Source organism: uncultured Kordia sp. (assembly GCF_947496985.1).
Lineage (GTDB): Bacteria > Bacteroidota > Bacteroidia > Flavobacteriales > Flavobacteriaceae > Kordia.
On record NZ_CANMEZ010000003.1, the window covers coordinates 410,892 to 430,191 of the forward strand.

Genomic DNA, 19,300 nt, shown 5'->3' on the forward strand with positions numbered 1-19,300 from the left:
AAAAAAAAATTGGGAAACTAGCTTTTATTTAAATTCCAGTATAATTACTTGGATTTATGAATTTTAACTCAGATTTGATGTTGTGGGAAATTTCCAGTGTATCAATAAAAGCAGCTATAGATTTTTGCGTTATTTTCTCATTAGTTCTTGTTAATCCCTTTAAAGCTTCGTATGGATTTGGGTAGCTTTCTCTTCGTAATATTGTTTGAATTGCTTCTGCTACAACAGCCCAGTTATTTTCTAAATCTTGTTCAAATTTTTCAGCATTCAATAATAACTTGTTCAATCCTTTTAAAGTGGATTGAAATCCTATAATAGTATGCCCAAATGGAACTCCTACATTTCGTAATACAGTAGAATCTGTTAAATCACGTTGCAAACGCGAAATGGGAAGTTTTGCCGCTAAATGTGTAAATATAGCATTGGCAATTCCTAGATTTCCTTCACTGTTTTCAAAATCAATAGGATTTACTTTATGTGGCATTGCAGATGAACCTACTTCGCCAGCTTTAATTTTTTGTTTAAAATAATCCATAGAAATATATGTCCAAAAATCTCTATCCAAATCAATTAAAATCGTATTGATACGTTTTAATCCATCAAAAATTCCGGCAACATGATCGTAATGTTCTATTTGTGTTGTTGGGAATGAATGGTGTAACCCTAAAATTCGCTCTACGAAGTCATTTCCGAACGCTTTCCAATCAATTGATGGGTATGCAACTTTATGTGCATTAAAGTTTCCTGTAGCACCTCCAAACTTCGCAGCATGTGGAATTCCTGAAATTGATTCAACCTGAGCTTCAATACGTGTAATAAATACTTCAATTTCTTTCCCTAAACGTGTTGGAGAAGCAGGTTGTCCGTGCGTTCTAGCTAACATAGGAATTTCTGACCATTCATTTGACAGTTCTTTCAATTTTTCCAAAACAGTTATCAATTCTGGAAGATATACATCTTGCAATGCTTCTTTTATAGAAAGTGGAATAGCAGTATTGTTAATGTCTTGAGACGTTAATCCGAAGTGGATAAACTCTTTGTATTGTGAAATTTCTAATTTGTCAAATTTCTCTTTAATAAAATATTCAACTGCTTTTACATCATGATTGGTTACTTTTTCAATGTCTTTGATTGCTTGTGCATCTTCAGCAGAAAAGTTTTCATAAATACTGCGTAAATCATCAAATAATGAAGCGTCAAAATTTTCTAGTTGAGGTAATGGTACATTGCACAAAGCAATAAAGTATTCAATTTCTACCAATACACGGTATTTAATCAAAGATTCTTCACTGAAATAGTTGGCTAAAGCGATAGTTTTGTTACGATATCTTCCATCAATAGGAGAAATTGCGTTAAGCGGAGTAAGCGTCATTGTTGTTGTGTTGTTGTTTTAAGCTGACAAATATACTTGTTCCGTTTTATGAAATAAAATTTATTGCGTTACATTTTAATTACTTAGCACTTTTTTTAATGCGTTTAATTAAATCGCGTGCTCTTGCTTTAAAAGCAGCACTTTGCGAAACATAATCACGTTCTAAAATAATGATGAGTTCTTCATGAATCCAATCGAATTCTTTTCCTAATAAAAATAAGGAACGCATGGAATACGCTTTTACCGCTACTTTTTGATCGCTTATCATCCAATCGAAACAAGTTTCTGTAATTTTTTCACGATGAACTAACGTTAACTTATCTTTTGTCTTATTTATTGATTTATGATAATAAGCTTCAATTAAATACTCAGCTACTTTTGCGATTGGTCGTACAGCAGGATCTAAATGTACAGTTTGCATTTTTTCTGTGTAATTGTCCAAATGTGGAAGAATAGCGTCTAGGTTTTCACGCGCTACAAATTCAAATAGCCAAGCGGCTCTTGCCGAAATTTTATCATCAACTCTAAACACGACATCCAGTAAAGTTGGAAGCAATGTTAAGTTGTTTAAAACGATATTTGCATAGTAGTTTCGCTTTTCGCGAGAATGATTTACGTAATTTAGCTCCGAATAGAGTTGTTCAAATGTCATACTTTTTATACTTTTAAAACCAAATAAGAATAACAAGATGAAGATACTTAAAAAGATAGCAGTTTTAGCATTATTTATATTGATAATTTTACAATTTTTTGGACCTGAAAAAAATATCGGCGATGTTTCTGATTTAGAGCCTTTTATAACAGAAACAAATCCGTCAGCTTCGGTGCAAACAATATTAAAAACAGCTTGCTATGATTGCCATTCAAGTAATACACGTTATCCTTGGTATAGCAACATAGAGCCTGTTTCTTATTGGATGAACGATCATGTAAAGCATGGAAAAGATGAATTAAATTTTTCAGAATGGAGTACATATTCAGTAAAAAGAAAAGATCATAAGTTAGAAGAAGTTATTGAAGAAGTAGAAGAAGGACATATGCCAATTTCTTCATATACTTGGACACATGGCGATGCCGTATTAACAGAAGCTCAAATTAAAGAACTTGCGGATTGGGTTACAGAAGCAAGAGCTGTGTTGGCAATAGGAAAGGAACAAGCTAATTAATGTATCAGTTTAAAAATGAATTGTTTGTAAATTAGTGAATTAATAAATCCACAACTTTTGGAACGCCTACAGAACCATTTTCGGAAATTACGGTTAGGTTTTTATAAAAGCTATTCGGAACAGCAGGATTTGGATCAATGAAATAAATTGGTGTGTTTTTAGGAACATAATCGATCAAGCTAGCTGCAGGGTATACTTGCATGGAAGTACCAATAATGATTAATATATCTGCTAATAAGCATTCAGTTATAGCAGTTTCAATCATAGGAACAGCTTCACCAAACCAAACGATATGTGGGCGCAATTGTGCTTCATTTTCACAGAAATCACCTAATACAATATCTTTTGTGCAATCATATATTTTATAAGGAGCTATTGTGCTTCTCGATTTTACAAGTTCACCATGTAAATGAATAATATTGCTACTTCCAGCACGTTCGTGTAAATTATCAACATTTTGTGTAATGATGGTAACATCGTATTTTTTTTCTAACGCAACCAATGCTTTGTGTCCTTCATTTGGATGCACTTCTTTTAATTGTTGTCTGCGTTGATTGTAAAAATCTAACACTAATGCAGGATTTTTTTCAAAACCTTCAGGAGAAGCAACTTCCATAATATCATGTCCTTCCCATAATCCGTCAGCATCACGAAATGTCTTGATACCACTTTCTGCGCTTATTCCAGCACCTGTGAGTACAACTATTTTTTTTCTTTCCATTCTTTATAAAGTTGAGCAGTTGTTATATTTTTAAGTTCGTTTTCGGTATTATCAATAAAGTTAATTAAGTCTTGTTTGGAGTAAAAATCATTTGCAATAAATTCTTCAAGCATGGAAATGCAAGCTTCAACCATTTTTGCTTCATCATACATATACAATAAATTCAAACGGGCAGCTTCAAAATCGGGATATTCTGCCATTGTCGCTTTATAAGCTTTTTCAGCTCCTTCATAATCATTAAATTCCCAAGATAGATTTCCACGCATGTACTCAATAAATGTATCACTCGTTGCAATTTCTAATGCGTCTAAAGCTGTCATGGTAGCATTATAATCTTTTAACATAACATAATAATCTACCGCCATTAATTGCGTAGATGGATCATTGGGGAATTTTTTTAGTAATTCATCAATTGCTTCCATATAATAAACTTCGTTAATCGCGGAAGCCACTTGAATTTTCATTATGTAAATTATTTTTTGCTCTTTAATATCTCCTTTTAATGTCGACAACAAATCAAAAGCTTCTTTGTATTTTTCTTTTGCGATTAATTTTTGATAACTGTAAAAGAAAGCAATATTTTCTAACCGATCTTCTTTGGCGTCAATACCATCTATGTAGGTTTTTGGCAAGTTGATTAAGTATAATTGTTTGATGGTGTCACTTAAATATTCGCCAGTTGTATAGATGTAAATATCTTCAATTTTGAACTTTTCGTTTGCATAATTCAATTGATAATCATGATAATTTAGTCCATCATTATCCGAATATGTTCTGAATAACAAATGATATTTTTTTTCGAGATCATCGTAATAATAATTCACCACATCATAGGAAGAATCATTTTGAATACTCTGTGTTATTTTTACAGGAAATAGATCAAATTTCTTTAGAAAACCATCCTGAAATGCTTTGTTAAAGGTTTGAATATCTTTGTTTTCTAGAGATTTTTTATCATTCAAAATTACTTTATTTGCAAAAGATTCAGCATTAAAATTATCTAAAAAGAATTTCGTTTCAAGCTTGTATAAAGATGCTTGAAGTAAGTCTGCAAATTTAAGTACTTTCGCATCATTGATCGTATCATTTGCAGCAAAATTAACGGTAAATTCTTCAGGGTTTTGTGCAAAAGATGTATCCATACAAAGTATGAGTACCAATAATGCAATGTATTTCATTCGGCAATAATTTTTTAAGGTTAAATTAAGGAAATTACTCAGATATCTCAAATGTTTTCAACTATTTTGCTCCAATATCTTTTTATGATAGTTTTGCAACATGATTGATAAAGACTTATTAGCACATTTAGAAGGATATCTTACCGAACGCAGACGCGGATTGTTTACAAAAGTTTTAGCACAGCGTACACGGCATTTTACAGTAGCTGTAGAAGATGTGTATCAATTACATAATACGAGTGCTGTATTGCGTAGTTGTGATGTTTTTGGTTTGCAAGATGTACATGTGGTAGAAGCGCAATTGGGTAAAAAAATGGACAGAGAAATTGCTATGGGTGCACAAAAGTGGGTTGATATTCATAGATATAATCAAACGCAAACCTGCATTGATACTTTAAAAAGTCAGGGATATCGTATTGTAGCCACAACGCCACATGAAAATTCTCAATACTTACATGAGTTTGATGTTACGCAAAAAGCCGCTTTCTTTTTTGGTAAAGAAACTGAAGGTTTAAGTGAAGAAGTATTAGCTCAAGCTGATGAGTTTTTAAAAATTCCAATGGTAGGTTTTACAGAAAGTCTTAATATTTCTGTTTCAGCAGCAATTACGATTCAACATGTCACAAATTTGTTGCGTAATTCAGATATTCCTTGGAAATTAACTGAAGAAGAAAACCTTGAAAAGCGAATGGATTGGTGTAAAAAGTCAATAAAAAGTATCAATGATATTTTAAAAAGATATGAAGAAGAAAGTTTGTAAAATATACTAGAGTTTTATTTTTTTGAGTGCATCTTTTTTCATTAGTACAAAAGATGGTCGAAATTTCTTCCGACCATACTTGAGTTAGCTGTTACTTTAATTTATTTAGCAGTCTTAAATTTTATGGTATAAGGTTTTAAAGGGAAAAAGCGTTTAGTTCTATACCCAAAATTAATTACCATTTCATACTCGGTATTGGGTTTTAATTTTTTAATAGTATAAAGTATTGACTTACCATCTTGAGAAAAATCTGCAGAAATTGTTTGAGGACAATGATCAGCTCCTAGACTTCCATAACCTGTCGATTTAAATCTCTGATCCATTTCATTCGAAAATAAAACTTTAAACTGTGTTGTACTTGTAGATACGTTTTGACTTCCGTTTTTTAGACCTTCAATACCTATTACTGTAGGTCTATTTTTCTCATATTCATTTTTATAATATTGTAATGGTTTTGAAAAATACGCAGTGCTTTCTACAAATGCTTCAATTACTTCTGGTTTTGTATAATCTAATTCTATGATTTCTTTTATTGCTTTTTCTTTATCTGTAGCTTTATTGTAATGCTTTTTTACGATTGCATAACCAATATAATATCCTAAATCTCTTGTGTTAAACTCATTGTTAGTATTGTTCCATATCCAATTATATACAGATTGAACAAACATCTCTTTTTCAAATTTAGATTTTACTTTTTCATCATTTTCAATACCATAACCTATTGCAGTATTAATTGATGGTTTTTCTGTTGCAATTTCTGCTATAAACTCTGCAGATCCTTCAAAAACACTTTGTGATAACAAATCGTATGCCCAACTTACATTTTGTTGTGTATGTACATATTCATGAACATTTAAAAAGGCTAAATCTTTTACAGGATTTAATTTAGCTAAGTTTTTAACATTATTAAGCTTTTGAGGTAATTCATCAGTATGTACGGTTTCATCCGTCATTGCAATCTCTGAACCAATAAGCACTAAACTATCTAATGCGGTTCCTCCAGTCCTAAAAACACCTATTTCAAAAAATACTTTTGCAGGTTTAAAGTCAGGATATATTTTTTTAAAATTGTCAATTCCTCCTTGAATGTCTTCAGCATATTCATGTACAGAATTTGTATTCTCTCTTATAGATTTCCAAAACTTGGGATAGTTATTTATTGCTTCTAGATATTCAGAAGGCTTGTATCTCCTTACTTGCATTATAGCTTTTAATCCAGTTGTACCTTTATCTAAAAATAATTCTTTCAGATATTTCATTTGTTGTACTGAATCTTTTGTAGTTTGAATTTTATCGTATGCTGTCCAGAAATTATCAATATCTGTAGTAACAATATTATCTGTCTGTATTTTTGTTTCACAAGAAACAAAAACTATTACCACTAAAAATAGGAAGCTTATTTTTTTTAACATTTTAAGTTTAATTAGATTATTTTTTTCTAAAGCTTGTTTTTATCAAAAGCTAGTGCAAAGAAATAATAGATATAAATCTAAAAATTGTAAAAATGTAAACTACTTAATATTCCAGTTTAATAATCCATCTTGAATATCTTTATTATTTTTAAAAAAAATGGAAGGAGACATTTTTGAAAAAGAACTAAAATCCTTAATTAAATGTGATTGATCATAATATAAACTTTCATACGTCAAATCAGTTAAAGATTGATTCATTTCTTTTGACTTTGAATAATTTTTTAATGCATTTCTAAAACGTTGTACTTTTTTAAATTCACTTGGGGATTTACATAAATGTAATTTGAAAAGTTTATTTAAATATTGTCGAGAGATGTTATATTTTTCAGATAAAAAATTTATCTCAATAGTTGGATTTTGTTTAAGTTCTGTAATAATGCTTTTTAAGTTTTCATTTTTAAAACCAATATATTTTGGAAGCCAATAATTTTCTATTTCTTTTACAATAGTAGCTTCGTTAGTAGCTTCTAAAATTACGGCTATCATTTTATGGTAATCCTCAAATTGATTAAATGGAGTGTAATTTCCGACACCTATTTTCAAATTAAAAAGTGATTCTTTAATCAGTGCATTGAAACCTAAAGATTTAAATACAAAATTAACTTCTTTGTAAGTTCCTTTAGAATTGAATTTTATAGGTTTACTGTAGGAGCATATGATATTCGTTGAAATACTATGTTGCTTTTTTGAAGGTAATATGGTTACTGAATGTTCTGGGAAATTTGCGATATAGTCATATTTTGTAATACTTGTAACAACAACAAGATTACTTGGGAAAATTTTATATTCTATTGGAGTATTAAAATCTGCAATATAACATCCTTCCATGATTTCTTGTAAAATAGGATGTTTAGGTTTTATGAATTTTATATCCATTAAATGTTTTTTCAACTTAATTTGTAAGACGAAAGTTAGTATTACGTTCTATACTATATTCATAATAAGTAATTTAATACTTTTTCTTTTTACTGGGTCAAAATTACTTCTTCTTTACATTTGCTTCATAGATATCAATCCAATCTTGAGGAGACATTTTTGTTGCCAATTCAGCAATTAAATCATACGGAATATCATCCATCTTTTTGAAACGAATACAGCTTTTTCCCATATCTAATTTACGTTTGCAATGTTTCGGATATTCGGCTGTAAACCATTCCATAAGCTCTGGATTGGCATAAATTCCCATATGATATAGAGCAACAAAATTCTTTTGTGAAGCATAACTTATAAAAGGTAATGGTAATTTTGGATCACAATGATAACCACCAGGATATGTGTCATGTGAAACAACAAACGATGGCATTTTATAATTAATTGCTTCTGAGAAACCTGCGGGTAAATTTTCTGTAAGGATGGTTCTCAGTTTTGTAATTACTTCTTTACGTTCTTCGGGTAGTTGTGAGATATAATCATCAATTGAATGTGCGTCGTATGTCATGCTGTTCGATTTTTTAAAGATTTAAATGTACTAAATTTTTAAAATAGATATCATTTTTGAAACAAAATAAAAAGTATCTTTAAAAAAATATTTTTAAAATTTTACGATATGATTGCATGGTTTGAAATTCCTGTTGTAGACATGGATCGCGCACAAAAGTTTTATGAAACGGTATTTAAAGTAGCTATCAAAGTACAAGATTTTGGAGGCGTATTATACGGTTGGTTTCCACCAAAAGCAGCTCCTGAAAATTGTACTGGTGCTTTAATAAAGCAAGAGTCTTATATTCCTAGTAAAACGGATGGGACATTGGTCTATTTTGCTTCGGACGATGTAGCCAATGAGCTAGCACTTATTATAGAAGCAGGCGGAACTATTATACAAGGGAAAACTCAAATTTCTCCAGAAACAGGATATATGGCAGTTTTTATTGATACAGAAGGAAATAGAGTAGCGTTGTTTTCGAAACCGTAAAAAGCAAAGCGAACCGAAGTTCGCTTTGCATCTATTTTATGTTGGTTGATAACAAGAATTAACTCTAATATTACAAAGTTCATGTGCATAGCAATCTTCATTTGAATCGCATTCATAAGGACGATGTTTTACACCTCCGTTGATGGCTTTTTGTTTGGCTTTGTTTAATACTGATCCTAGGTTTTCAATGTTTTTTAACATACTAAAAAGTTTTTAAGTTAATAATGTTTCAAATGAATAGAAAATTATTAATGAAGACAATTATAGTAAGTCGTGGTTTACGTAAATCCGATATATAAATACTTGAATTGTATTTGTTACAAGTGTAATAATACAATTGTAAACTCAGAGTCAATTGTTACTTTTCCATTTTCTACAGTTACTGTTTTTCCAGAATAATGATCGGTTATGGTAGTACCATTTTCAAAATTATCACCAACAATGATTTCTTTATTTCCTTTTACTAAATCTAATCCAATGATAACTATATCGTCTCTGTAAGTTCTTGAAAATACATATGGATTATTAGATAACATTTTGTGAGTTCCAGCACCAATTGATGGGTGTGCTTTACGGAATGTTCCAAGTTTTTGCCAATGCTCTAATAAGTCTTTTATTTCAGTATTGTTGAGATCTTCCCAATTCATAAATGAACGTAGTGTAGCATCGCCATTTGTTCCTTCAATACGTAAAGAACGCTGTGTCTCATCACCATAATATATTTGTGAAATCCCTGGTGTTAATAGTAATTTAGTAGCTGATTCATAAGTTTTAGTTCTATCTTTATCAAACGGTTCTCCATCGTCATGCGAACTAATATAATTCATGATACTTTTCCCTTTTAATTCATTTTGAAGAATAGAATCATAGGTAGCAAAAATATCTTCATAATTTTTATGAGCATCACTTTTAAATTGAAAATTGATTAAATTATTGAAACCATTTGCATAATAATCTACTTTCTTATCACCAAAATCATAGAAACGTTTTTGCGAAATTCCATATCCGTATAATTCACCAAGCATAAAGAATTCGTTATTATCTAAAACAGCTTCAGGATGTGCTTTTTTCCATTCAGCGAAAGCGATTTTAGCCTGATTATTTAAAGAATTCCAAGCATTTTCCTCCACATGTTTTACCGTATCAACTCTGTAACCATCTATACCATATTCTCGTACATAATCCGTTAACCATTTAATGATATAATTTTTTGGACTTCTTGTTACCCCTGTTTTTTGGAAGAATTCATCTAACTCTTTCATTTCTTGCTCATAACGACCTTCTGCTTTCCATTTTTTCACCAAAGCTGTTGGTAAATCACTAGCTTCTTCACGATTTGTCAATACGTCTGGAAGATTCTTTACTAATGTACAACTTACAGCAGTATCGTAATTTTGATAGCTACAACCAGGTTCAGTTCGAACCCAATTATTGTCCCAAACAGGATCTTTTTCAGTTACTGGACCTGTATGATTCATAACAACGTCCATCAGAATTCGGATTCCGTGTTCGTGTGCTGTTTTTATTAATTGAGCAAAATCGGCTTCTGTTCCAAAATTCGCATCAAAATTTGTCCAATCTTTTGTCCAATATCCATGAAAAGCATATGTATTTCCTGTTCCTTCGTCTGTACTATCGTGAATTTGTTCTAAAACTGGTGAAAACCAAATTGCATTTATACCTAACTCATCAAAATATCCTTCTTTGATTTTTTGTGTAATTCCTGCCATATCGCCACCCATAAAACCACGTAGTTTTGCAGGTTCATTAGTTCTGTCATATGCTAAATCATTTGCTTTATTTCCATTATTGAAACGATCTGTCAACATGAAATATACATTGGCAGCTTCCCAAACAAATGGCTGTTGTTTAGGAGTTGTTTTTACAACTTCAGAAGAGTTAGATTTGCATCCAAAAATAAATAGAGAAAGTATACAGAATAAAAATAAATGCTTCATGTTTTGGCGTAAATTGAGTTAAGAATTACTGCAATATAAGTGTTAGGATATTATTTTCATACCTAGAAATAGTGAATAGCGTAAAAAACAACAACTACATCGATTGAGTTAATTATTTTCTTAATAAAAAGTTCTTAGTAAAACGATTATATTAATCATTTATAACCAAAATGATTAGGATTTATATGATAACTGAATATATGTTTTTTTAAATCTCAGTGTTAAAAATCTTATGTAGAATTTTGATGTTGGTTAAGTTTATTATAGATTTGATACGACTAGTAGTATTGAGTTTATGTAGTTTATATATAAAGAAGCTACAAAATATACAAACTCTTTACAGTTCCCAAGCAAGATTCAATATATTATTAGCAAGTGGAGACTTGACTCCATTGAAAAAAACGGGGCGAAACCAAAAAGCCATACGAGTAGGACAAAATAATAATAAAAAAACTAACAATGGAAGCACAAAAAGTCGACATGTTCATTATGACGAACAGTAAATTCTTCGAAGGTCATCAAATTAACGCTATTAGAGAAAAACTAATTGCATTAGATGATTCAAAATGGGCGATGTTATCAACAGTTCAATTTAAAGATCCAACAACTACACTTATTGTATCAATTTTGGCAGGTAGTTTAGGTATAGATCGATTTATGATTGGAGATACTGGACTCGGAGTAGGTAAACTATTAACTTGCGGAGGATTTGGTATTTGGGCAATCATTGATTGGTTCATGATTCAAGGAGCTACGAGAGAAAAGAATATGCAAAAAATTAGACAATTTCTAAACTAAGAGCACTCAACAGGAATAGGCTATATCTACTATTATTTATAGCTTGTATAGCAGGGTATATTTGGTTATATTTTAATATTGCTACTACTTCAACTGATACTACATCAGTAAGTGCTTGTTTTATAAAAAATATTACAAGTATACCTTGTCCTTCTTGTGGAACTACACGTTCAGTTATTTCACTAACTAAAGGTGATTTTTTTGACGCAATGACTATAAATCCATTGGGTTTTATAGTTGGAATAATAATGTTAATTGCGCCAATTTGGATACTTTTTGATATACTAACAAAACGAAGTTCCTTATTTAATTTCTATAAAAAAATAGAAACTTATTTACAAAAAACAACGTACGCAATACCATTGATACTATTTATTGTGATCAATTGGATTTGGAATATAACAAAAGGATTATGATACGCACTAAAGAATTTGATTACGCTCCGCAAGAGCACGAAGCAGAAGCAGCTTCAAATAGTTATTTAATTTCCTTAGTTGTAATTGTAGTTGGACTTCCACTACCAATAGCGACGCTTATTGCTACAATTATTTATTACTTTGCTAACCGAAAATCTTCTTCATATTTTGTACGTTGGCACTGTACACAAGCTTTATTATCACAATTGACTTTATTTTTTATCAATAGTATTGGTTTCTGGTGGACTATTTCCATTCTCTATGCAAATGTTTCAGTTACTACAAACTATATTGTTTACATAGCTATTTTATTGCTTTTGAATTTAACAGAATTTATAGCAACTATTTATACAGCTATTGAAACGCGTAAAGGAATTCATGTAGAATGGGTAATTTATGGTGATTTAACCAATAAAGTGTGCAAGCCTCAAGAACACAAGCATAAGTATTTAAAATAAGCGTTAAACGCGATAAAACTCTATGCAATCAAATTAGTATCTGATACATTTTATTAGTAAAAGATAGATCAAAATAATATGAGTTGGTATATCTAAATAGAGGAGAGTTTAAAAAAATTACTTCTTTTTCTGTCTGCTTAAAACTTTATATTCTTCATAACAATCATTAATTGCATCTAAGATTTGAAGATCATTAGCTGTTGTAATGAAAGTTTTTGAATAATTACATAAAGAAAGAATTTCATCAATATCAACGCGTTCTACCTGTAGTAATTCACGAAGCATTTGACGGTCAAATTTTGATGAAAGTAAATTTCTAATTTCATCATCTTCTTTCATTTGACGTAATTTACGCATCTGCGCAGGTTTTTTACCAAATAAGTTTTGAAGAAAATCACCAGGATTAAAAATAGCACCTAAGACCGTAGAAATGGCGCCAGGAGCGTTTCCACCAGCTTCATAACCAGAAGAAAGTCCAGCAATGCGGTAACGGTAATTTGGTCTAATAGGAACATTTTTAGCATCAATATCTAAATATCCTGTCAATTGATAAGGTGTAACTACTACTTTCTCTAGCGCATACGCAAGTTCTGTTAATCGAATCGTAGATGAACCTTTGTATTTTAACATGTCATTAGTCACTCTAACTTTTATCGACTTAAAACCAAGAAACGAAAAGAACAATTCATCATCTGCTTTTGCAGTCAGTTCAAATTCTCCTTTTTCATTAGTAATAACACCTTTAATTGTGGTTAAATTAACAACATGTACATTTGGCATTGGCTTGTCATCAGCGTCATTGACAACCTTGGCATACAATTTTTTATTTTTTTGCACAGTCTGTGCAGAAATTGTAGTAATGGCTAAAAATAAAATTAGAAAAGTAAATGCCTTCTTCATGTATGCAATTTTTAAAATTAGCCTAACTGACTAAATTTTATATAAAAATACTAAACAAAACTAAAAAAAGCGCGCCGTAGCGCACTTTTTACTTAATATTAACAATATTGTTGTTATTTCCTTCTAGATCTCCCTCTAAATCCGCCGCCATCATTTCGGTCACTTCTACGGCGTCTTCCACCATCTGAAGATGAGTTTTCACTTCGTCTGCTTCTTCTACGATCGCCGCCGCCGCTGTTTCCACCGCCATCTCTACGACGTCTTCCACCGCCACCATCTCTACGGCGTCTTCCGCCACCACCGCCACCGCCAGTGTTGGTAGATTCTTCAACATTTACAAAACGTCCATCAACTTTAAAGTCAGTAAAATGAGCTAAAACTTTCTCTTTCTTATCATTATCGGTGTTAAAGAATGAAAAACTTTCTTTTACATCAACTTTGTATACATCATCACGTCCTAAATCTAAGGTTTCTTTTAAGAAATCTTTCAAGCGCATCCAGTCATATCCATCCTTTTCACCAACGTTAATGAAGTAACGTGTACTATGATCATTGCTTGCGCCACGAGAAGAACGTTCTTCACTGTTTCCTTTCGGTTGATTTAAATCGCGTTTATTGTTGTAATAGTTATAAAACCTGTTGAACTCAACAGAAACCATACGTTTGATCAAATCTTCTTTTGAAGTATCTTCAAAGATTTCCATAATAGCAGGTAAATATTCATCTACTTGTTCATTTACTTCTGTATTATGAATTTTGTTTGCTAAATGAAACAATTGAACTTGACAAATTTCAATTCCAGTTGGAATGGCTTTTTGTTCAAATTTCTTTTGAATTTTACGCTCAATCGATTTGATTTTACGCATTTCACTTTTTGTTACAATTACCATAGAAACTCCATCTTTTCCAGCTCTACCAGTACGACCACTTCGGTGTGTATAGGTTTCTATTTCATCAGGAAGTTGGTAATTGATTACGTGTGTAATATTGTCAACGTCAATTCCACGAGCCGCTACATCTGTAGCAACTAACATTTGAATTTGACGTGTACGGAATGATTTCATTACTAAATCACGTTGATTCTGACTTAAGTCACCATGAATCGCAGCAGCATTGTAACCATCTTCAATTAATTTTTCAGCGACACTTTGTGTATCACGTTTTGTTCTGCAAAAAACAACTGAAAATATATCTGGATTGGCATCAGCCAAACGTTTTAAAGCTAAATAACGATCTCTTCCACTTACTGCATAAAATTCGTGACGAACTTTATCTGAACCAGAATTACGCGATCCCACAGTAATTTCTTGTGGTGTGTGCATAAACTTCTTAGCAATGTTAGAAACTTCTCTAGGCATAGTTGCAGAGAATAACCAAGTACTTTTGTCATCAGGTGTGTGCGATAGGATAGAAGTAATATCTTCATAGAATCCCATGTTTAACATTTCATCAGCTTCATCCAATACACAATATTCTATTTTTGTAATATCAACCAATCTACGATTGATCATATCTTGCATACGTCCTGGAGTTGCCACAACAATTTGTGCACCTTTCTTTACTTGTCTTGCTTGATCAGTAATACTTGCTCCACCATAAATAGCGACAACATTAATGTTTTCGTATTTAGAATAGTTTTTAAGTTCGTTTGTAATTTGCAGGCATAATTCACGAGTAGGAGATAAAATTAATCCCTGTGTAGTACGGCTTTCTGCATTTATTTTTTGAATTAACGGAAAACCAAAGGCAGCTGTTTTACCAGTTCCTGTTTGGGCAAGTGCCACAATATCAGTTTCTTCGTTAAGTAAAATTGGAATTGCTTTTTCTTGAACTTCACTAGGCGTTTCAAAGCCCATATCTTGAATTGCGCGCAAAAGCGTGTCTTGAAGACCTAATTCTTCAAATTTTGTCATATTGTAATTTTAAAAGGTTCGAACAGCTTCTTGCTGTCTTGAGAAGTTACATGGAGCGTTACGACCTAATAAAATACCCTGACGCTGCATAACTTCATCCCGCTCTGGGATTTCAAGGCGCAAAGGTAGTGTTTTATTTTGAAATAACTAATTTATGTGTAATTTGTTGATCTTTAGGTGATTTTAATAGAAATATGATTGTTATTTGGTTTCTGAGAGTCTAATTTCTATTTGTGGATAATCAATTCCGAATGCTTTTTGATTTTTGAATGGAATTTTTAGCGTGTCTATTTCTCCAAATGGAATCCAAATTTCGAGATTATCGAGGTTTTTGAGTGTATATTCTTTAAATGGTTTAGAGCGCGTTTCGGTTTCAGGCTTTTTATTATTTTTAAACTTTAGGTGAAAATTTTCTTCATAACGCATATTGTGGTCAATATTAGAAATATTTACATATTGTCTATCTTTATTTTTATTTTGAATAACAATTGTGGGCGCGTCATATACCTCGTTCTTTAAAGCACTAATCAAATAATGATTATTTTCTGTTTTTATTGATTTGATATTATCATTTGAGCGTAATAGTGAATATCCTCTTAAATTAAATAATTCATATTCAGATGAACTGGTGCAACATCCATGTTTTATTGCGACAAGGTATCCTTCATCTTCATAAACTATGAGAGCATCAGTATAAAAATCAAGTTCATATACTGGAGTATGTGTATAATTAGGATTGATAAATTGTAAATTATGTTTAGTCCCAGAAAGTCCAGATACTTTGAAATCGTAATATCTTTGTGTGAGCTTTTTTAAAGTGTATATTTTTTCAGTTTTTTTTGAATCTAAAGAGTGTATAATGTTTATGACTTTAGTTTCTTGAATATATTCGTCATGCGCTCCAACTTTAATGTGTTTGTCTTCAAAAGTAGCCTGAATATTATAAATACTATCAAATCTATCAAAAGATGGCTTTTGACTATATCTTTCCTCAGAAGAATATGTACTATCTTTCCGTATGATTTTAAATCGATGAAATCTATTGTTTTCTTTAGGTGTGGTAACTTCTAATAAAGTATCATTCACTTTTTGTAAATACACAATTTCTTTTTCAATTACAGTTTCAGTAACTATTTCAGTACAAGAAATTAGAAATGTAGAGAGTAAACAAAGTAAAAAACGAAACTTCATGAGAATTGACTATTTTTTGGTGTTCAAAAAATCAATCAATTTTTGTACCGCTTTTCCACGATGTCCCACACGATTTTTTTCTGCTAATGAAATTTGTGCAAATGTTTCTTTAAATCCATTTGCCATAAATATTGGATCGTAGCCAAAACCCTTTCCGCCTCTTTTTTCTTCAATAATCGTTCCTTCGCAAATACCTGTGAATGTATGCTGTTCGCCATTTAAAATTAAGGCAACTACCGTTTTGAAATGTGCCGAACGATCTTTTTTGTCTTGAAGTTCATCCAACAACTTATTCATATTGTCATCTGCATTTCGTTGTGAACCAGCATAACGTGCCGAAAAAACGCCTGGTTCGCCATTTAGCGCATTCACTTCTAAGCCTGTATCGTCAGCAAAACAATCATGGCCATAATGTTCTTTTACATATTGTGCTTTCTGAATAGCGTTTCCATCAATAGTAGGTTGCGTTTCAGGAATATCTTCTTCACAACCGATATCTTTTAAACTTAAAATAGTAATATGATTTGGTAATAACGATTGTACTTCGTTTACTTTATTTTGATTGTTTGTGGCAAATACGAGTTTCATAAATTTATATTTTTATCGATGATGATACGGTTCATTTTTTAGAATTGTAAAAGCTCTGTAAATTTGTTCTACAACAAACAAACGTACCATTTGGTGTGAAAAAGTCATTTTAGATAAAGATACTTTTCCTTGTGCTTTTGCATAAATGGCCTCAGAAAAACCATAAGGACCACCAATTACAAATACTAGAGTTTTAATGCCTGAGTTCATTTTTTTTTGTAAATAATTCGAAAAATCTACGGAAGTGAACTGTTTTCCGTTTTCATCTAACAAAATCAAAGCATCTGTTGGAGAAAGTTTTTTCAAAATCAATTCACCTTCTTTTTCTTTCTGCTGTGCTTCACTCAAACTTTTTGTGTTTTTGAGATCAGGAATAATATCCAATTCAAACTTTACATAATGTGATAAACGCTTTACATACAACTCAATGAGTTGTTGCAATTGCTTATCATCTGTTCGCCCTATGGCGAGTACTTTAATATTCATGCTTCAAAAATAATAGAAATCATATAAAATATTGGTAAATTAACTGTTTTTAGGCTTTCTTGATCGGAATCAGAAAAATAATGAGAGGTCAATTTTGATATGCAATATAAACTTTGCAATTTTGAAGTAAATATTATTTATCTTAAAAGAATGATTTCAGAAACGCAATTTCAAAAAGAATTAGAATTAATAATTTCAAATGCTATCCGTGAAGATGTAGGAGATGGTGATCATAGCTCATTAGCCTGTATTCCAGTATCTGCAACTGGGAAAGCAAAACTATTAGTAAAAGATGAAGGAATTATTGCAGGAATTGAATTTGCAAAAATGGTTTTTGAATATGTCGATCCTGAAATGAAAGTGGAAACACTAATCGAAGATGGAAGTAAAGTGAAGTACGGTGACATTGCTTTTTATGTAACAGGAAAATCACAATCTATTCTAAAGGCGGAACGTTTAGTGTTAAATGCTATGCAACGTATGAGTGCTATTGCAACGAAAACAAACATGTTTGTAGCACTTTTAGAAGGAACCGGAACAAAAATATTAGACACACGAAAAACGACACCTGGTATTAGAGCTTTAGAAAAGTGGGCGGTGAAAATTGGTGGCGGTGTAAATCATCGTTTTGCATTGTACGATATGATAATGCTGAAAGATAATCATATAGATTTCTGTGGCGGAATTACACAAGCAATTACACAAACAAAAGCATATCTAAAAGAAAACAATCGTGATTTAAAAATAATTGTAGAAGCACGTGATTTAAAAGAAATAGAAGAAATTCTTCAAACTGATGGCGTGTACAGAATTTTAATAGACAACTTCAATTATGAAGATACACGAAAGGCAGTACAAATGATTGGTGATACCTGTTTGACAGAATCTTCAGGAGGAATCAATGAAAAAACCATTCGCGAATATGCGCTTTGTGGAGTCGATTACATTTCTTCTGGTGCATTGACGCACTCTGTATACAATTTAGATTTAAGTCTAAAAGCCGTTGAATAATGTCTAAAGACATCGAAGACAAATTAGCCAAAATTCCGCTGCTAAACATTTTAGCGGCTTTGCTCAAGAAAATAAAACTTCCTGGACTCGAAGGCTTGTCTATCTATGATCTTTTAGAAATGTACATTTTAGGAATTATGAATGGTGCGTTAACATCGCGCGCTGGTGCAATTGCCTTTAGTTTCTTTATGGCAATATTTCCATCCTTACTATTTGTGCTGAATCTATTACCATTTGTTCCTATTGAAAATTTTCAAGCAGATTTCATAAGTACTATAACCTCTTTTTTACCAGATGAAACGGCTACCTTTTTAAATGAAATTATTGTGGATATTGTAAAAAACAAGCGTGGAGGATTACTATCTACAACATTTTTACTATCCATCTTTTTAATGGCGAATGGTGTCAATGCTATCTTTGCAGGATTTGAAAACTCCTATTATATTCAAAAAAGAAGAAACTTTCTACAACAATATCTATATGCATTAAGTGTTGGGTTAATTTTGGCATTGTTATTGATTTTTACCATTGTAGTATTAGGATATGTAGAAATATCTGTGATTCCATACATAAGTGATTTGGCAGGGAAAACAACAGGCATCAAAGTAGCAAGTGGTAATGAAATAGCCATCAACATTGCAAAATACCTGTTCATCATTCTCATGGTGTACATAGGAACGGCAATTCTATACTATTTTGGAACGTATCAAGGAAGAAGAGCAAAATTTTTCTCACCAGGTGTGTTACTAACAACAGTACTTATTGTGTTAACGTCGTATCTGTTCGGAATCTATATTTCAAACTTTTCACAATACAATGAGTTATATGGTTCTATAGGAGCGTTATTAATTCTGATGATGTATATATGGTTGAATGCTAATATACTACTGCTTGGATTTGAGTTGAATGCTTCTTTAGATATGTTGAAAAAGAATAAATAGGTAGACTAATTTATTATGTTTGCATAATAAAAAATGCTATATTACAACACGAAATTATA

The 19,300-nt window shown here is 31.4% G+C and carries 22 protein-coding genes; 8 read left to right on the forward strand and 14 right to left on the reverse strand.

The window, feature by feature from the left end:
* Nucleotides 1-28 precede the first annotated feature (28 nt).
* Together purB and Q0828_RS10225 are read right to left on the reverse strand one after the other, a co-directional pair.
* Nucleotides 29-1,372, reverse strand: coding sequence for an adenylosuccinate lyase (purB, locus tag Q0828_RS10220; protein WP_298420235.1), 1,344 nt, complete (start codon nucleotides 1,370-1,372; stop codon nucleotides 29-31).
* 79 nt (nucleotides 1,373-1,451) lie between these two features.
* Complete coding sequence (locus tag Q0828_RS10225; protein ID WP_298420237.1) at nucleotides 1,452-2,024, reverse strand: adenylosuccinate lyase; 573 nt, start codon at nucleotides 2,022-2,024, stop codon at nucleotides 1,452-1,454.
* A gap of 37 nt (nucleotides 2,025-2,061) precedes the next feature.
* Between Q0828_RS10225 and Q0828_RS10230 the strand changes: the two genes are divergently transcribed.
* Nucleotides 2,062-2,538 carry a heme-binding domain-containing protein gene (locus tag Q0828_RS10230; protein WP_298420239.1) on the forward strand — a complete coding sequence of 159 codons (477 nt, stop codon included), beginning with the start codon at nucleotides 2,062-2,064 and terminating at the stop codon, nucleotides 2,536-2,538.
* Nucleotides 2,539-2,569: 31 nt separating this feature from the next.
* Here the strand turns inward: Q0828_RS10230 and Q0828_RS10235 are convergent, their stop codons facing one another.
* Both Q0828_RS10235 and Q0828_RS10240 read right to left on the reverse strand, forming a co-directional pair.
* Nucleotides 2,570-3,259 (reverse strand): NAD-dependent deacylase, encoded by a 690-nt coding sequence (locus tag Q0828_RS10235; RefSeq protein ID WP_298420241.1) that lies wholly within the window; start codon nucleotides 3,257-3,259, stop codon nucleotides 2,570-2,572.
* Entirely contained in the window at nucleotides 3,241-4,437 is a 1,197-nt protein-coding gene (locus Q0828_RS10240) for a hypothetical protein (protein WP_298420243.1), read from the reverse strand. Before Q0828_RS10240 ends, Q0828_RS10235 begins: the two co-directional genes overlap by 19 nt.
* Nucleotides 4,438-4,537: 100 nt before the next feature.
* Between Q0828_RS10240 and Q0828_RS10245 the strand changes: the two genes are divergently transcribed.
* Nucleotides 4,538-5,197, forward strand: a complete 660-nt coding sequence (locus tag Q0828_RS10245; RefSeq protein WP_298420245.1) for an RNA methyltransferase — start codon at nucleotides 4,538-4,540, stop codon at nucleotides 5,195-5,197.
* Nucleotides 5,198-5,298: 101 nt separating this feature from the next.
* On the opposite strand, the gene Q0828_RS10250 is transcribed toward Q0828_RS10245, so the two are convergent.
* The 3 genes from Q0828_RS10250 to Q0828_RS10260 form a co-directional block, all read right to left on the reverse strand.
* Complete coding sequence (locus Q0828_RS10250) at nucleotides 5,299-6,609, reverse strand: hypothetical protein (RefSeq protein ID WP_298420247.1); 1,311 nt, start codon at nucleotides 6,607-6,609, stop codon at nucleotides 5,299-5,301.
* 99 nt (nucleotides 6,610-6,708) lie between these two features.
* Complete coding sequence (locus tag Q0828_RS10255; protein WP_298420249.1) at nucleotides 6,709-7,545, reverse strand: helix-turn-helix domain-containing protein; 837 nt, start codon at nucleotides 7,543-7,545, stop codon at nucleotides 6,709-6,711.
* A 103-nt stretch (nucleotides 7,546-7,648) separates the two neighbouring features.
* Entirely contained in the window at nucleotides 7,649-8,107 is a 459-nt protein-coding gene (locus Q0828_RS10260; RefSeq protein WP_298420251.1) for a DUF1801 domain-containing protein, read from the reverse strand.
* A gap of 108 nt (nucleotides 8,108-8,215) precedes the next feature.
* Between Q0828_RS10260 and Q0828_RS10265 the strand changes: the two genes are divergently transcribed.
* Nucleotides 8,216-8,581 carry a VOC family protein gene (locus tag Q0828_RS10265; RefSeq protein ID WP_298420253.1) on the forward strand — a complete coding sequence of 122 codons (366 nt, stop codon included), beginning with the start codon at nucleotides 8,216-8,218 and terminating at the stop codon, nucleotides 8,579-8,581.
* A 36-nt stretch (nucleotides 8,582-8,617) separates the two neighbouring features.
* Here Q0828_RS10265 and Q0828_RS10270 read toward each other — a convergent pair whose 3' ends face one another.
* Nucleotides 8,618-8,782, reverse strand: a complete 165-nt coding sequence (locus Q0828_RS10270; protein WP_298420255.1) for a hypothetical protein — start codon at nucleotides 8,780-8,782, stop codon at nucleotides 8,618-8,620.
* A 116-nt stretch (nucleotides 8,783-8,898) separates the two neighbouring features.
* Nucleotides 8,899-10,539, reverse strand: a complete 1,641-nt coding sequence (locus Q0828_RS10275) for an alpha-amylase family glycosyl hydrolase (RefSeq protein ID WP_298420257.1) — start codon at nucleotides 10,537-10,539, stop codon at nucleotides 8,899-8,901.
* A 459-nt stretch (nucleotides 10,540-10,998) separates the two neighbouring features.
* On the opposite strand from Q0828_RS10275, the gene Q0828_RS10280 reads away from it, so the two are divergent.
* From Q0828_RS10280 to Q0828_RS10285, 3 genes are all read left to right on the forward strand, one after another.
* Nucleotides 10,999-11,337 carry a TM2 domain-containing protein gene (locus Q0828_RS10280; protein WP_298420259.1) on the forward strand — a complete coding sequence of 113 codons (339 nt, stop codon included), beginning with the start codon at nucleotides 10,999-11,001 and terminating at the stop codon, nucleotides 11,335-11,337.
* A 122-nt stretch (nucleotides 11,338-11,459) separates the two neighbouring features.
* Complete coding sequence (locus Q0828_RS24555) at nucleotides 11,460-11,753, forward strand: DUF2752 domain-containing protein (protein WP_366523584.1); 294 nt, start codon at nucleotides 11,460-11,462, stop codon at nucleotides 11,751-11,753.
* The gene (locus Q0828_RS10285) at nucleotides 11,750-12,211 is read left to right on the forward strand and encodes a hypothetical protein (protein WP_298420261.1); all 462 of its coding nucleotides are present in this window, start codon (nucleotides 11,750-11,752) and stop codon (nucleotides 12,209-12,211) included. The genes Q0828_RS24555 and Q0828_RS10285 overlap by 4 nt, the downstream gene beginning before the upstream one ends.
* A 117-nt stretch (nucleotides 12,212-12,328) precedes the next feature.
* Here the strand turns inward: Q0828_RS10285 and Q0828_RS10290 are convergent, their stop codons facing one another.
* The 5 genes from Q0828_RS10290 to rlmH all read right to left on the reverse strand — a co-directional run bounded on the left by Q0828_RS10290 (nucleotide 12,329) and on the right by rlmH (nucleotide 17,289).
* On the reverse strand, nucleotides 12,329-13,111 hold the full coding sequence (locus tag Q0828_RS10290; RefSeq protein WP_298420263.1) for a carboxypeptidase-like regulatory domain-containing protein: 783 nt from the start codon (nucleotides 13,109-13,111) through the stop codon (nucleotides 12,329-12,331).
* Nucleotides 13,112-13,224: 113 nt separating this feature from the next.
* Complete coding sequence (locus Q0828_RS10295) at nucleotides 13,225-15,024, reverse strand: DEAD/DEAH box helicase (protein ID WP_298420265.1); 1,800 nt, start codon at nucleotides 15,022-15,024, stop codon at nucleotides 13,225-13,227.
* Between the two features lie 201 nt (nucleotides 15,025-15,225).
* Complete coding sequence (locus tag Q0828_RS10300) at nucleotides 15,226-16,215, reverse strand: hypothetical protein (RefSeq protein ID WP_298420267.1); 990 nt, start codon at nucleotides 16,213-16,215, stop codon at nucleotides 15,226-15,228.
* 9 nt (nucleotides 16,216-16,224) lie between these two features.
* Nucleotides 16,225-16,803, reverse strand: coding sequence for a non-canonical purine NTP diphosphatase (locus Q0828_RS10305; protein ID WP_298420269.1), 579 nt, complete (start codon nucleotides 16,801-16,803; stop codon nucleotides 16,225-16,227).
* A gap of 12 nt (nucleotides 16,804-16,815) precedes the next feature.
* Nucleotides 16,816-17,289, reverse strand: a complete 474-nt coding sequence (rlmH, locus tag Q0828_RS10310) for a 23S rRNA (pseudouridine(1915)-N(3))-methyltransferase RlmH (protein ID WP_298420271.1) — start codon at nucleotides 17,287-17,289, stop codon at nucleotides 16,816-16,818.
* Between the two features lie 150 nt (nucleotides 17,290-17,439).
* Here rlmH and nadC point away from each other — a divergent pair, with 150 nt between their 5' ends.
* A complete protein-coding gene (gene nadC / locus Q0828_RS10315; protein WP_298420273.1) occupies nucleotides 17,440-18,300 on the forward strand; it encodes a carboxylating nicotinate-nucleotide diphosphorylase in 861 nt (286 codons plus the stop codon).
* Nucleotides 18,300-19,241, forward strand: coding sequence for a YihY/virulence factor BrkB family protein (locus tag Q0828_RS10320; protein WP_298420275.1), 942 nt, complete (start codon nucleotides 18,300-18,302; stop codon nucleotides 19,239-19,241). Before nadC ends, Q0828_RS10320 begins: the two co-directional genes overlap by 1 nt.
* Nucleotides 19,242-19,300: the final 59 nt, after the last annotated feature.